The organism is Streptomyces sp. NPDC029122 (genome assembly GCF_055569445.1).
The window spans coordinates 1-13,936 of record NZ_JBVHWK010000037.1; the positions used below are offsets into that span (position 1 = coordinate 1).

General features: G+C 75.0%; 9 protein-coding genes and 1 pseudogene. 3 read left to right on the top strand and 7 right to left on the bottom strand.

The window, feature by feature from the left end; all coding sequences use genetic code 11:
• Window positions 1-501 precede the first annotated feature (501 nt).
• Window positions 502-1,179 (bottom strand): DUF4232 domain-containing protein, encoded by a 678-nt coding sequence (locus tag ACZ4WZ_RS30550; RefSeq protein ID WP_467895687.1) that lies wholly within the window; start codon window positions 1,177-1,179, stop codon window positions 502-504.
• 341 nt (window positions 1,180-1,520) lie between these two features.
• Between ACZ4WZ_RS30550 and ACZ4WZ_RS30555 the strand changes: the two are divergent.
• A pseudogene (locus tag ACZ4WZ_RS30555) lies at window positions 1,521-2,446 on the top strand (TAXI family TRAP transporter solute-binding subunit).
• Window positions 2,447-2,575: 129 nt separating this feature from the next.
• Here the strand turns inward: ACZ4WZ_RS30555 and ACZ4WZ_RS30560 are convergent.
• From ACZ4WZ_RS30560 to ACZ4WZ_RS30585, 6 genes are all read right to left on the bottom strand, one after another.
• Window positions 2,576-3,985 (bottom strand): sensor histidine kinase, encoded by a 1,410-nt coding sequence (locus tag ACZ4WZ_RS30560; RefSeq protein ID WP_467895690.1) that lies wholly within the window; start codon window positions 3,983-3,985, stop codon window positions 2,576-2,578.
• Window positions 3,982-4,698 (bottom strand): response regulator transcription factor, encoded by a 717-nt coding sequence (locus tag ACZ4WZ_RS30565; RefSeq protein WP_467895692.1) that lies wholly within the window; start codon window positions 4,696-4,698, stop codon window positions 3,982-3,984. Before ACZ4WZ_RS30565 ends, ACZ4WZ_RS30560 begins: the two co-directional genes overlap by 4 nt.
• Window positions 4,699-4,783: 85 nt before the next feature.
• Complete coding sequence (locus tag ACZ4WZ_RS30570) at window positions 4,784-6,184, bottom strand: MFS transporter (RefSeq protein ID WP_467895695.1); 1,401 nt, start codon at window positions 6,182-6,184, stop codon at window positions 4,784-4,786.
• A gap of 191 nt (window positions 6,185-6,375) precedes the next feature.
• A complete protein-coding gene (locus ACZ4WZ_RS30575) occupies window positions 6,376-9,096 on the bottom strand; it encodes a glycoside hydrolase family 2 protein (RefSeq protein WP_467895698.1) in 2,721 nt (906 codons plus the stop codon).
• Between the two features lie 173 nt (window positions 9,097-9,269).
• Entirely contained in the window at window positions 9,270-11,297 is a 2,028-nt protein-coding gene (locus ACZ4WZ_RS30580; RefSeq protein WP_467895701.1) for a HelD family protein, read from the bottom strand.
• Window positions 11,298-11,493: 196 nt separating this feature from the next.
• Window positions 11,494-12,441, bottom strand: coding sequence for a LysR family transcriptional regulator (locus tag ACZ4WZ_RS30585; RefSeq protein ID WP_467895704.1), 948 nt, complete (start codon window positions 12,439-12,441; stop codon window positions 11,494-11,496).
• Window positions 12,442-12,499: 58 nt separating this feature from the next.
• On the opposite strand from ACZ4WZ_RS30585, the gene ACZ4WZ_RS30590 reads away from it, so the two are divergent.
• Window positions 12,500-13,294: an NAD(P)-dependent oxidoreductase gene (locus ACZ4WZ_RS30590; protein ID WP_467895706.1), complete on the top strand. Its 795-nt coding sequence runs from the start codon at window positions 12,500-12,502 to the stop codon at window positions 13,292-13,294.
• A gap of 38 nt (window positions 13,295-13,332) precedes the next feature.
• A complete protein-coding gene (locus ACZ4WZ_RS30595; RefSeq protein ID WP_467895708.1) occupies window positions 13,333-13,935 on the top strand; it encodes a 2'-5' RNA ligase family protein in 603 nt (200 codons plus the stop codon).
• Window position 13,936 lies beyond the last annotated feature (1 nt).

The window sequence follows — 13,936 nt, forward strand, 5'->3', positions numbered from 1 at the left end:
GTCGCTGCCGCTCGTCCAGATGTGGGAACAACACCGCGAACTTCGCGGAGAGTTGGTCACGGGTCTCGTCCGGGATGCGCATACCACACCAACGAGCCCCAGGTCAGGAAGCAACACCTTGATGATCTGCAAGCCCTAAGGGCTGTCCCGTAACCCCCGGTGGGTCAGCGCGCGGCGTCAGATGCGGTGCATCGCAAGGCGGAGGGTCGTCCTCATACTGGGCGTATTCGGGCGATCCGACGACGCGGCGAGGTGCCGTGGCTGGCGTCGCGCGCCCGCCGGGGGTTACGGGACAGCCCTGAGCGAAGCCCGAGGCGAGCGCGGGTCCGACCTCGACCGGCTGAACCTGCCGCTCCCCACCGCCCGCTCGCCGTCGTGGCGCTGCGGGCGGGCACCGGGCATCACGCAAGACCTCGGCGGCGTCGGTGCGGAGGCGGGCGTGGTGGCGTGGCCGGACCGGGGCGCGCCACCGGCCTCCCCGCCGGCCCGTTTCCCTCCGCGTCAGGACGGCTTGGTGGCCGAGAAGGCGGTGACGGTCACCTTGTTGTCGCACTCGGCGAACACCCCGTCGTCCATGGCGATCTGGTGCGCGCCCGCGCCGGGGACCCCGATGACGAGGGTCGGGAAACTGACGGGAGTGGCGCCGGAGACGCAGTACCCGTCCGCCTCGCCCTGGACGTTGACGAAGGTGAGTTTCGTCCAGGCGCGGGCGCCCGGTGCCAGCGGCACGGCCGACGCCTTGCCGCTGTGGGTGACGGCGAGGGGCAGGTTCTTGTCGGGCGAGCCGTTGCCCGCGCCGGCGACCGTCGGGAACCCCGTGAGCGTGCAGGGGTGCTTCGAGGTGTTGGCGACCGACAGGACAGCGGCGCCCGTTCCGGTTCCCGGCGGCCGGACCTGCGCCTGCTGGGCGTCCGAGACCTTCACCGCGTCGATCGTGCAGGGCTTCGCCGCGCCGCCGCCCGGAGCGGACGCCGAGGGGGTGGGCGCGGTGCCGACCCCGCCGCCGGTCGAAGAGCCGCCCGGGTGCGTCGGCTTCGCCGGGACCGACGCGGCGGGCGGCGCCGGCGGGATGCCGGCCGCCCCGTCCTCGGCCGGACCGCAGCCCGTCATCAGAGCGGTGGCCGCGGCGGCCGCCACGAGCACCGCCGCCGGGCGGCGCAGGCCTGCTGTGTGGTGCATGGGTGCTCCTCGGTGTCTCCCGGCCGGCCCCGCACCGGCACGCGTGAAGGGACACGACGCCCCGCCCCGCCGGAGTTCCCGGGCTGCGCCGTTGTGGCGGTCCTGTCACGCGACCATGACGTTTCCGGTGAGGCCCCGGCGGAACGGGGCGCGCGGACGGAACCGCCTCCCCACGGTAGGCCCCGCCGGGGGAGCCGGAGCGGAGCGCCGCGTTCCGGTGTGGCGCCGAGCGGCCGGCCGTGGTGCGCATCCCGGGGTCGCCGGGCTCCGGGGAGGGCTACGCTGCCGCCGTGACGGGTACGGAGACGGGCCGGAGGCGGCTGGTGCGGGCCGGGCTCGGCATGGCCGCGGCGGCGATCGCGGGCTGCGCGGCGCACCCCCGCCCGGCGCGGCGGCTGCGGCTCGCGACGGGGCCGCGCGGTGGCCCGTACAACGCCTTCGGCCGGGCCCTGGCGCGGGCGGCCGCCGCGAGCGGACAGCACCTGGAGGTGGTGCCGGTGGACACCGCCGCGAGCGTGGACAACCTGGGGAGGCTGGACGAGGGCTCCGTGGACCTGGCCCTGGCCATGGCGGACGTCGCCCAGGACGCGGTGCTCGGGCGGGAGCCCTTCCCCCGGCCGGCCGGGGTGACGGCACTGGCCCGGGTCTACGTCAACTACACCCACCTCCTCGTCCCCGCGGACGGGCCGGTGCACGCCGTGGGCGACCTCGCCGGGCGCCCCGTCGCGGCGGGCGCCGCGGGTCCGGGGTACAGGTGGTCGCCGGACGCATCCTGCGGGCGGCCGGGCTGAGCGGCGCCGGCGCGGGCCCCTCCCCGGCGCACGCACAACAGCTGGGCCTCGCCGAATCGGTGGCCGCCCTGCGCGCGGGCACCGTCGCGGCGCTCTTCTGGTCCGGCGGGGTGCCCACGCCGGCGCTGACGGCGCTGGCGCGCGAACTGCCGCTGCGCTTCCTCCCGCTCGACGGCTACGCGGGCCCGCTGCGCGAGCGCCACGGCCCCGTCTACACGCCGGTCACCCTGCCGGCCGGGGCGTACGGACCGGCCGGGCCCGTCGGGACCCTCGGCGTCGGCAACTACCTCCTGGCCCGGGACGGGGTGGCCGCGGACGCCGTGGGCGCGCTGCTCCGGGTGGTGTTCGACCGGTGGCGCGACCTGCTGCGCGAGGTGACGGCGGGGGTGCGGCTGGAACCCCGGTTCGCCATCTCGACCGGCGCGGTCCCCCTCCACCCCAGCGCCGCCGCCTACTACCGCTCGGTGTACGGCTGAACACCCCCGCCGACGCGGCCCACGGGCCGACCCCCTTACCGCCGAGCCCCACCGGCCGAGGGGCCCTGCGGCCGGGCGGACCCCGGCCGATCCGGTCCACGGCGCCCCGGCCGTCCGGCGGCGGGGGGCTCACGGGGGTGGCAGGCGCAGCTCCACCGTCAGGCCGTGCGGGTCGGTGCCGCTGACGGCCAGACGGCCGCCGCTGAGCCGGGCGATCTCGTCCGCGATGGCGAGGCCCAGCCCACTGCCGCGCACGTTCTGGTGGGCCGGTGAACGGGCGAACCGGCGTAGCAGCAGGCCCAGTTGCTCCTCGGGGACCCCCGGCCCGTCGTCGGCCACCCGCACCACCGCCCACCCCTCCCCGTCCCGCCGGGCGCACACCTCCACACCGCCGCCGGGCGGTACGAACTTCACCGCGTTGTCCAGCGCGGCGTCCAGGACCCGCGCCGCCGCGTCCGGCAGCGCGCGGGCCCACAGCTCCCCGGGAGCGGCGCCGGCCGTCAGCGCCAGCCCGGCGGCCCGGAAGACGGGCGTCCAGGCACGCACCCGCTCCCGTACCGCCCGCGACACGTCCTGCTCGCGCGGCTGCGGCGCCGCCGACTCCACCCGGGCCAGCGCCAGCAGCCCGTCGAGCAGCTCCTCCAGCCGCTCCGTCTCCTCGAGCGCCCGGCCGTGCTCGGCCCGGCCGGGGCCCGGGGCGATGTGCGGCTCGAGGTTCTCCAGCTGGAGCACCAGGGTGGCCAGGGGGTTGCGCAGCTGGTGGGAGGCGTCGGCGACGAAGTCGCGCTGTCGGCCGATGGAGTCGGCCAGGGCCTGCGCCATGGTGTTGAAGTGCCGCCGCAGCCGCCGCAGCCGCCGCAGTTCCGGCGGGCCGGTGTCGGAGACGGCCCGTGTCTGGAGGCTTCCGGCGGTCAGCCCCTCCACCGCCCGGTCCAGGTCGAGCAACGGGCGCATCAGCCAGCGCGTGATGCCCGCCGCCACCAGCGCCGCCGCGGCGAAGGCGGCGGCCGCCCCGGCGGCGATCAGCGACCAGCGCACCGCCACGTCCCGCCGGGCGGCGTCCGTGGGCACGGCCAGCAGGACCGCCCCGCTGACCCGCTCGTCCCGCCCCACCGGCTCCGCGAGCACCACCCGGGCCGGTCCCCAGGGCCGCACCGTGGGAAGCCGGTCGGTGGAACGGCCCGTCAGCGCCCGGTCCCGGGCCTCCGCCGCGACCGTACCGCCCGGGCCCGCACCCGTGAGGGCGTCCAGGGCGGGGCCCGCACCGGCCCGCGCCGCCGTCGCCCCCGCCGCGTCGACCACGACCACCCCGGCCCCGTACAGCTGGGCGTACCGTCCGATCTCGGCCGACAGCTCCGCCCGGTCGGCCGCCGTGCCCGTCCGGTCGGCGAGGTCGGCGAAGCGCACCGCCTCCGAACGCCGTTGCAGGAGCAGATGTTCGGTCCGCCCGCGGGCGTACGCGTCGGCCAGCGGCACGCACAGCAGCAGCGCGGCGGCCCCCATGAGCACCATCAGCACCGCGAGGAGCCTGCGCCTCACGAGTCGCGGTCCCGCTCTTCCCCCGCGTCCGGGGCGCAGAGCCGGTAGCCGAACCCGCGCACCGTACGCACCAGGCCGGGACGGCCGGTCTTGGCGCGGATGCCCACCACGTGCACGTCCAGGGAGCGGGAGGCGGCGAGGAAGGCGTCCCCCCAGATCCGGTCCAGGATCTCCTCCCGGGAATGCGCCTCGTCGGGGCGCGCCGCCAGGATGGCCAGTACGTCGAACTCGCGCCGGGTCAGGCGGACTTCCGTCCCCGCCACCGTGACGGTGCGCCCGGCCGGGTCCACCTCGACGTCCCCGCGCCGCACCGGACCGCCGGGATCCCGCGCCGGGCCGGCTCCCGCGGCGCCCGCCCGCGCGCCGGTGCGGCGCCGTACGGTGTCGATCCGAGCCATCAGCTCGGCCATCCGGAACGGCTTGACCACGTAGTCGTCGGCGCCCGCCCGCAGCCCCTGCACGATGTCGCGCTCCTCGCAGCGGGCGGTCACCACGATCAGCGGCGCGTCGCACACCGTACGCAGCCGGCGCAGCAGCTCCAGCCCGTCGAGGTCGGGCAGGCCCAGGTCCAGCAGGACGAACTCGGCCTCCCGGACGTGCCGCAGCGCGTCCAGCGCCCGGGCCGCGCGGCGTACCGTGTGCCCGCGCTGTACGAGGGCGGTGCCGAGGGCCCGGGCCATGCGGTCGTCGTCCTCGACGAGCAGTGCGTGCATGGGCGGTTACCTCGAGACGCGTGCCGGTGCCCGTGAGCCGGGGCAGCAGCTTACGGGAGCCGCCGCCCCGGGTCACCGGCGCGGCTCAGCGGCCGGCCCCGGCGGAGGCCTCCGCCGGCTCGCCGTGCCCGCCGGACCCACCCGCCCCCGCCCCGGCCTCGGCCTCGGCGCGGCTGAGCGCGGCATTGCGGGTGTCGGGCATCAGGACGTAGGTCACGAGCGAGATCAGCGCGCAGCCGGACACATACCAGAAGAACATCTTCTCGTGGCCGCCGCTCTTGAACCACAGGGCCACGTACTCGGCCGTGCCGCCGAACAGGGCGTTGGCGACGGCGTACGGCAGCGCCACGCCCAGGGCGCGCACCCGGGTCGGGAACAGCTCGGCCTTGACCGCCGCGTTGATCGAGGTGTAGCCGGTGACGATCACCAGGGCCAGCACGGACAGGCCCAGTGCCGTCCAGTACGAGTCCGCGGAGCCCAGGGCCGTCATGATCGGGTACGTGCCGACCGTGCAGCCCACCGCGAAGGTGATCAGCAGCGGACGGCGGCCGATGCGGTCGGACAGCATCCCGGCGAAGGGCTGGAGCACGGCGAAGAGGGCCAGGGCGGTGAAACTCACCAGCGTGGCCGTGGTCTTGGCCAGGCCCGCGCTGCCGACCAGGTACTTCGTGAGGTACGTGGTGTACGTGTAGTACGCCACGGTGCCGCCCAGGGTCAGCGCCATCACCAGCCCGGCCTGGCGCCGGTGCTCCCACAGCGCCTTCAGCGAGCCGCGCGGGCTGTCGTCGTGGGCGTCCTCGTCCGCGGACTCCTCCTTGAACGCGTCGGTCTCCTCGAGCCGCCGCCGCAGCCAGAAGACCACCACCGCGAACAGGGCGCCGAGGGCGAAGGGGATCCGCCACCCCCAGCTCGACAACTGGGCGGCGCTGAGCGTGTGCTGCATCGTGATCAGGATGCCGAGGCCCAGCAGCTGCCCGCAGGTCATCGACACGTACTGGAACGACGAGCCCAGCCCGCGCCGGTCGCGGGCCGACGCCTCGGTGAGGTAGGTGGCGCTGGCCGCGTACTCGCCGCCGATGCTCAGCCCCTGGAGCAGGCGCGCGAGCAGCAGCACCAGGGCGCCGAAGTACCCGGCTTGGCCGTAGGTCGGGGCGATGGCGATGAGCAGGGCGGCCACCGACATCATCGTGACGGTGAGGGTGAGCGCGCTCTTGCGGCCGTGGCGGTCCGCGGCCCGGCCGAGGATCCATCCGCCGACGGGGCGCATCAGGAACCCGACCGCGAAGATGCCCGCCGTGTTCATCAGCTGGGTGGTCGGATTGTCGCCGGGGAAGAAGGAGTCGGCGAAGTAGATCGCGAAGCTCGCGTAGACGAACCAGTCGTACCACTCCACGAGATTGCCGAGCGAACCGCCGATCAGGGCGAGGCGGCGTTTGCCGCGCTCGTCCCGGGGCGGCGACTCGGGCGTGACGGCGGACGAGGACATGGCGGCTCCAGACGGAAGTCCCTGATGGGCGGGGGAACACCCCGGATGAGGGGGTGCCCAGAGCATGGATCCGGTGCCGGATCCGGACAAGGCCCGGCACCCAGATCTAACGTTCCGCTAAGAAACCCGCGCGCGCCGCGGCCCCCACCCCCCTCGCGGACCCCGGGCGGGCCCGGCCGGGGCCCGGCCCGTCAGCCGGCCGGGACCGTCGTCGTCGGGACGTTCCAGCCGGAGATCCGCAGGGCCGGTGCCGCGTCGCGCAGGTCGGCCGTGCGGTAGGCCGCCGTCAGCGTCGCCGACTCGCCCGGCCACAGGGTGACCTGGTTGTCGCTCCAGCGGACGGGCAGCAGCGGCCTGCCCTCCGCGCCCAGCAGGTGCACGTCGGTGAGCAGGGCCGGCGCGTTGCCCGTACCGGCGTGGCGCAGCGTCACCGTCGTCGTGGACAGGCCCCGGCCGTCCGCCGTCGTCGACGCGGTCGCCCCGACGGCCGTCCGCGGCATCGTGTTCAGGCCCGTCAGGTCCGCGTACGCGGTGGTCGGCGTGTGGTACCAGGTGCTCCTGGAGTAGTCGAGCACGTCGGCTTCGGCCGAGAGCCAGTAGACGTTGCGGCTCACCTCCCGGCCCGCACCGTCGGTGAGCAGCAGCCGCGCCAGACGGGTGGTGGACAGGCCCGTGACCGACGCGGGCAGGGTCAGGGCGGTGGTGCTCGCACCGCCGCCCGCCACGCTCAGCCCCGTCACGGTCCGGTCGTACCGCTGCGTGCCGTCGGGGTCGAAGAGCGTCACCCGCGCCGTGAGGCCCGAGGCCGCGGGCGTCCGGCTGTTGACGACCGAGACCGCCCGGTTGTCGTACCCGTACTGGATGTGCAGGGGCTCGTTCGCCTTCTTCGCCCCGAAGTAGGCCCCGCCCTGGTCGAGGTAGCGGTCGACCAGCTGCCAGTGCAGCGAGGTCCAGCCGCTGTTGAACATCCAGTACACGACGCCGGTCGACGGCGCGGAGGCGTCCTTCGCGTTGCGGGCGTACGCCTCGAACTGCGCGCGCACGTTCTCGTACTGGGCGAGCTGCGCCTTGCGCACGTAGTCCTCGAGGCTCGTCGGGGCGCCGTAGCGGCCCGCCAGGGCGGCGTCGTACAGCCGCAGCGTCGAGAAGGTGGCCGAGGGGGAACGGTGGTACTGCGCCGCGGAGGGGTCCTTCCACAGGCTCTCCAGCTCCGCCGGGGACATCATGCGGCGCAGCGTGTCGAGGGTCGGTACGTCCGGGCCGGCGCTGGTCTCGGAGTTGAATCCGGTGGCCCCGCCCTCCCGCTTGCCGTACCAGTAGGCGGGCGGGACCCAGTCGTACGGTCCGGTCATCTTCATCCCGGAACGCCCGGTGATCGGCGAGGACCGCGCGGATGCCGACGGGATCACCGGGGCCGTCCAGTCGGCGGCCCCCAGCGCGTCGAGGTACCCCTGCTCGATCGTCCGGTCCGGCGCGAAGTCACTGCCGATCAGGAAGGAGGCCACACTGGGGTGGTGGCGCAGCCGCGCGGCCTCGGCGGCCATCGAGGCCTTCGCCGCGGTGTAGTCGGCGCTCTCCCACCGCTCCCCGGCCTCGGAGCCGTTGACCTCCCCTTCCCACTTGTCGCAGCACTCCCATCCGGGCAGCGTGAGGATCCCGTACCGGTCGGTGAGGTCGAAGAACTCGTCGGGCTCGATGTGCCCTTCCAGCCGCAGCGCGTTCAGCCCGAGGTCGACGGCGTACTTCAGCCGGTCCTCGACGTAGGTGGCGTCCCAGCGCAGGAACTCGTCGGGTGACCAGCCGCCGCCCTTGATCAGCAGCGGGCGCCCGTTGACCACGTACTGGCGCGCCCCGTCGCCGTTGAGCGGCGCCCGCACGTCACGGATGCCGAACGACCGGTGCGCGGTGTCGGAGGGCAGGCCGTCCACCGTGGCGGTCAGGTCCAGGGAGTACAGCGGCTGCTCGCCCATCGCGGCGGGCCACCACACACGGGGCGACTCCAGCCGCAGGCCCGGGTGGTCGGCGGGGGAGAACACCACGGTGCGGGTCTCGTGCGGGGCCAGGGTGACGCTCCGGCTGACGGCGACCGGGCCGACGGTGCCCGATACGGTCGCGGTGACGGCGGCCGGCGAGTCGTTGCGCACCCGGGCCTTGGCGGTCAGCTCGGCCGAGGACAGGGACGGCAGGGCCAGCGAGGTCACCACGTGTGCGTCGCGCAGGGCGACCGGCCCGGCCCGGCGCACCGTGACGTCGCGGACGATCCCCATGTTCTCGTCGGGCGGCGGCTGCAGCCAGTCGAGCCAGCCCATGGTGAGCCGCTTGCGCGGGTTGTTGGGCTGGATCCGGAACGCCACCGTATTGGCACCCGCCCTGACCAGGTCCGTGACGTCGAGTTCGTGCCGGGTGTAGGCGCCCGCGACCGTGCTCGTGTCGGCGATCCGGCGTCCGTTGACGTAGACGTCGGCGGCGGAGATCACCCCGCTGAAGTCCAGGTACGTACGGGCGCCCGTGTCGGCGACGAGGAAGTCCGACCGGTACCACCACGGGACGGTGAAGTCCCCGGCCGGGATCCTCTTCTGGTTGACGGAGTAGAAGGGGTCCGGGTGGACCCCGGCCGCGAGCAGCGCCGCGAGCACGGTGGAGCGGGACCCGGCGGGGTACCAGCCCGCCGCCGGATAGCCGGGGCTGGACACGGCGGCGGCGGAGTCCGCGACCTTCGCCGTCGACTGGATCGCGTACCGGGCCAGGACCGTCTCGCTCCCGGGCGCCGCGGCCACGGCCGTCGCCCCCGGCCCGGCGGTCGGCGGGGGCGCGGGCGCCGCGGGGGAGGTCCCGGCGGCGAGGACGAGGGCCAGGGCGCCGACGGCCAGGGCGGCGGTCCGGACGTGGCCGGGGGCGGGGCGGTGCGGCACGGGGGACCTCCCGTGTGGACGGGACTCGGGATTCCGCGCGGAGTCTGTCACGGCCGGGCACCGACACGCCGCGACGGCCCCCGCACGGCGCGGCGTGTCACCGGCGGCCGGCAGCCCCGTGCGCGCGGGCCCGTGTCCGTCCTGCGCCGGGTGCCGTCGCGGGCGCCGGGTCCTCAGGCGGGCCGGAGGCTGATCGTGCAGAGGCGCTTGGTGGCCCGGGTCAGGGCTACGTACAGGTCCCTTTCCCCACCGGGGCGGGCCGTGACGATCTCCTCGGGGTCCATGACGACGACCCCGTCGAATTCCAGGCCGCGCGCTTCGGACGCCGGCACGACGCGTGCGTGGTCGGTGATGCCCCGGGCCGTCAGCTCGCTCACCCTGGTGTCCGGGCAGATCACTCCCAGCAGCTCGCCCGGGTGCGCGGTGCGCTGGGCGCGGAGTTCCCGGGCGACGGCGGTGAACAGCCCGTCCGGAGGCGTGGTCACGGTGCGGGGGCTCTCACCGCTGCGCAGCGACCGTGTGGGCTTCTGGTCGGGAGCGATCCGCGCGAGCAGGTCCCGGACGCTCTCCAGGATCTCCTGCGTCGTGCGGTAACTGACGGTCAGGTGGTGCAGCCGGAACCGCGGTCCGACGTGGGGGCCCAGTGCTTCCTTCCAGTCGCGTGCCGTCGCGACCGGGCCCGCCTGTGCGAAGTCACCCACCAGCGTCATCGCCCTTGACGGGCAGCGGCGGACGATCATCCGCCACTGCATGGCGGTCAGTTCCTGCGCCTCGTCGACGACGACGTGCCCGTACGTCCGCTCGGGCGGGCCGTCGACCAGGCTCGCCGCCTCGTCCAGCAAGGGCAGATCGGCATCGGTCCACGGGTCGTCCGGACCGCGCAGCAGAAGGGACCGCTCCTGCGCGGTCAGGCGGGGCAGGTGCTCGGCGAGGGCGCCGGCGTCCGTCAGGAGCGCCTTCACGAGGTCACCGGGTACCAGCCGCGGCCACAGCACCTCGACCGCTCGGTCGACGCCGGCGTCGTCGAGGAGATCCGCCCGGATGGCGTCCAGGTCCAGCTCGTGGACCGGACCCGGGTCGGCCGCGCCTTCGGCACGGCGCTGTGCGGCTCCCGTGAACCGGTCGAGGTCGATCCCCGTCAACCTCTCGGTATCGGCGTCGATCTGCTCCAGGAGGTCGCCCATGTCCCTGTGCGCCGCGTCGGTGACGGCGTCGACCAGGAGCTCCTTGAACACCTGTCGCGCGGGGTTGTGCCCCGGTACGGCCGCCACGGCGGCGTCGCGTGCCGCGGCGACCTCCTCGCCGGAGAGGCGAACCGGTTCCCTTCCGACCCGCACGGTGAAGTCCCCGGCGGGGGCCTGGTGGACGCGCAGCCGTCCGGCCAAGGCGTCGGCGAGTTCGGAGCCGCCCTTGAGGCGCGCCGTGGCCAACGGGTCCACCGTGTCCGTGGACACTCCGGACAGTTCCCGGCAGGTGGTCAGGACGACGTCGTTCTCCCCGAGCGAGGGGAGGACCTGGGAGATGTAGTCGAGGAACCGCGCGTTCGGACCCACCACCAGGACACCCTCCTCCGCGGCGCGCGGGAACGCGTACAGCACGTAGGCCGCCCGGTGCAGGGCGACCACCGTCTTGCCGGTGCCGGGCCCGCCCTGCACCACGGTCACCCCGCGGTGGGAGGAGCGGACGATCTCGTCCTGCTCGGCCTGCAGCGTCGCGACGGCCGCGTGCATCCTGCCCGTACGCCGTGCCGACAGGGCCTCGGTCAACGGGCCGTCCCCCACGACGTCCTCGTCGGTCGGGGCGGTCCCGTCCAGCAGCTCGTCGCTCACCGAGACGACCGTGCGCCCCTCCAGGCGCAGGTGCCGGCGCCGCCGCAGGTCCATCGGGTGGACCGGTGTCGCCTCGTAGAAGGGCCGCGCCGCGTTCGCGCGCCAGTCCACGAGCAGGGGCAGTTCATCCTCTTCCGTATGCAGTCCGATCCGCCCGATGCGCAGGGCCGTGCCGTCCGTCCGGTCGACGCGCCCGAAGACCAGCCCCTTTTCGGCGCCCTCCAGCCGGCCGATTTCCCTGGCCAGACGCTCGGCGGCGATTTCTCTCTCGTATGCCTCGCCGGCGCTTTCCGCCGGAGCCTTCAGCACATTCGCCCGGTGTGCTCGCGCCTCGGTAAGCCGCTCGGTGAGCAGCTCGTACAGGGAGGACACATAATCCCGCTCCGATGCAACCGCACGCGCGGCGTGGTCATTTGGGTTCGACAACAGGGGGCTCCTTCGATTCGAGCCACACCATACGGTCGAAGTTCCCCGAAGATAAGCCTTGTTTACTTGGTGAATCCATGGCCCTGAGCTGAATTCGCGACGGCTGGCCCTATGGCGTGCATTCCGCCGTTCCGCATATCGCTCATTGCGTTCCGGGAGCCCGGCCGCCTTGTGGTTTCCGCGCCGGCGTGCCCCCGGGGGCGCCGTCGGCCGCGGTCCGCAGCAGCGCGAGGAAGGCGCCGACCGCGGGGGAATGCCCGAGCCCGCGCGGCGTGCCGGCGTACACCTTCCGGCACGGCAGGTCCGCCGGGTCGACGGGTACGAGGGCGATGTCCGGCCGCACCGCCCCCGCCGCCAGCTCCGGCAGCACCGTGATGCCGAGCCCGGCGGCGACGAACCCCTGTTTGGCGGTCCAGTCGTTGACGCGGAACGCCACGCGGGGCAGGAACCCGGCCGCCAGCGCGGGAGCCAGCAGGGTCCGTTCGGGGCCGACGTCCCCCTCGATCCAGTCCTCGTCGGCCAGTTCGGCCAGTCGCAGCACGGGATGCCCCGCGTACCGGTGGCCGCGCGGCAGGGCCACGTACATGGGCTCGTCCAGCAGATGGTGCAACTCCGGTCCCCGCAGCGGGACTCCGGCGGGCGTGCTCAGCACGGCCAGGTCGAGGCCGCCCTCCGCCAGCAGCGCCACGTGCTTGGCCGTGGGTCCTTCCGCGTGGGTGACGGTGACGCCCGGGTGCCGCTCCCCGAAGGCGGCCAGGGCGCGCGGGACCAGTGACACGTTGGCGGCGGCGAAGGCCCCGAGCCGCAGGGTGCCGCCGCCGAGGCGGCCCAGCGCGGCCAGCTCCGCACGCGCCGCCCGCAACCGGTCCCGCACGCCCTCGGCGTGCGGCAGCAGGACGCGCCCGGCCTCGGTCAGCCGCACCCCGCGCGGCAGCCGGTCGAACAGGGCGGTGCCCCACTCCTCCTCCAGGGCCTGCACCTGCCGGGAGACGGCCGATTGCGTGTAGCCGAGACCCTGGGCGGCGGCGGTGAAGGAGCCTTCTCGGGCCACCCGCAGGAAGACCTCGTACAAGCCATGTGCTTCGGGCATGGCAGCCATGCTAGACAATCGCTTGTCGCATGTGCGAGCGGGACCTACCGTCGAGGCCATGGACAAGATCGCATTCCTCGGCCTCGGCGGCATGGGGCTGCCGATGGCCCGCCGCCTGCTCGCCGCCGGTCACCCGCTGACGGTCTGGAACCGTACGCCGCACAAGGCCGGCCCGCTCACCGCGGCCGGCGCCCACCTCGCGGACAGTCCCGGGGAGGCCGTCCGCGCGGCCGACATCGTCATCACCATGCTCGCCGACCCGGCGGCCGCACGGGCCGTGGGCGACTCCGTGCTCCCGGCCCTGCGGCCCGGCACCCACTGGATCGACACCTCCACCGTGGGGCCCGACACCGTCGCCGAGCTGGCCGCCCGCCTCCCCGAGGGGGTGACGCTGACCGACGCGCCGGTGATGGGCAGCGTGGACCGGGCGGCGACCGGCGAGCTGTGGGTCCTGGCGGGCGGGCCGCTGCCCGGTCCGGTACGTACGGTCCTGGACCGGCTCGGAGCGGTCACCGAATGCGGAGGCCCCGGCTCCGGGGCCGCTCTCAAGCTGGTCCTGATCAACGCGGCGATCGGCGGCGTGGCCCTGGTGTCCGAGGCGCTCCGGCTGGGCCAGGCCCTCGGTCTGCCCGCCGACCTGGTCCGCGGCGAGCTGGCCAAGGGCCCGCTGTCGGGAGCGGTAGCCCGCACCTTCGCGGCCGGCTCCCACTTCCCGGTCGCCCTCGCCGCCAAGGACGTCGCCCTGGCCCTGGACACCGCCGGGGCCCGCCTCCCGCTCCTGCGGGCCGTCCACGCGGAACTCGCCGCCCGCCCCGACCTGGCCGGCCAGGACCTGGCCCGCATCCGCCCCTGACGGGCCCCGGCGGGACCGGCCGGAGGCATGATGGCGGGGTGAGCGTGCCTCCGGCCGCCGACGGCAGCGCCGCCGGGGTCCCCGGATTCCTGGACGTCGCCCCCACGCCCCGGACCGCCGTCGCCTGGCTGCCGCCGGCGGCGCTGTGGCCGCCCATCCAGGACATCCGGGCCGAACACGACCCCCAGATCCGCCGCTGGCCACCGCACGTGAACCTGCTCTTCGGCTTCGTACCGGAGGAGGACTTCCCGGCGGCCGTCCCGCTGCTGGCGGCCGCCGCAACACGGTGTACGCCGTTCGCCGTCCGCCTCAGCGGCGTGCGCACCTTCCGGCACCGCGCGTACGCCACCGTGTGGCTCGACCCCGCGGCGGCGGGCCGGGGCCCCTGGACGGCGCTCCAGCAGACCCTGGCGGAGCCGTTCCCCCGCTGCGGGGGCCGGTTCCCGCACTTCACCCCGCACCTGTCGCTCGGCCGCACCCGCGACCCGCGCCGCCTGGTCCCGGAATGCGCCGCCCGGCTGGACGGCATGCGGGCCGGGGTGGGGGAGGTGGTACTGCTCTCCCGCCGCGGTGAGGGACCCATGCGGGTCCGCGCGACGATCGCCCTCGGCACGGGGGAGACGGGCTGGCGGCACCCCTGAC

Excerpts from the sequence above, each read along its gene's own strand:
- ACZ4WZ_RS30550 (WP_467895687.1), bottom strand. The coding sequence starts at position 1,179 with ATGCACCACACAGCAGGCCTGCGCCGCCCGGCGGCGGTGCTCGTGGCG.
- ACZ4WZ_RS30565 (WP_467895692.1), bottom strand. The coding sequence starts at position 4,698 with ATGCACGCACTGCTCGTCGAGGACGACGACCGCATGGCCCGGGCCCTC.
- ACZ4WZ_RS30570 (WP_467895695.1), bottom strand. The coding sequence starts at position 6,184 with ATGTCCTCGTCCGCCGTCACGCCCGAGTCGCCGCCCCGGGACGAGCGC.
- ACZ4WZ_RS30585 (WP_467895704.1), bottom strand. The coding sequence starts at position 12,441 with ATGCCCGAAGCACATGGCTTGTACGAGGTCTTCCTGCGGGTGGCCCGA.
- ACZ4WZ_RS30590 (WP_467895706.1), top strand. The coding sequence starts at position 12,500 with ATGGACAAGATCGCATTCCTCGGCCTCGGCGGCATGGGGCTGCCGATG.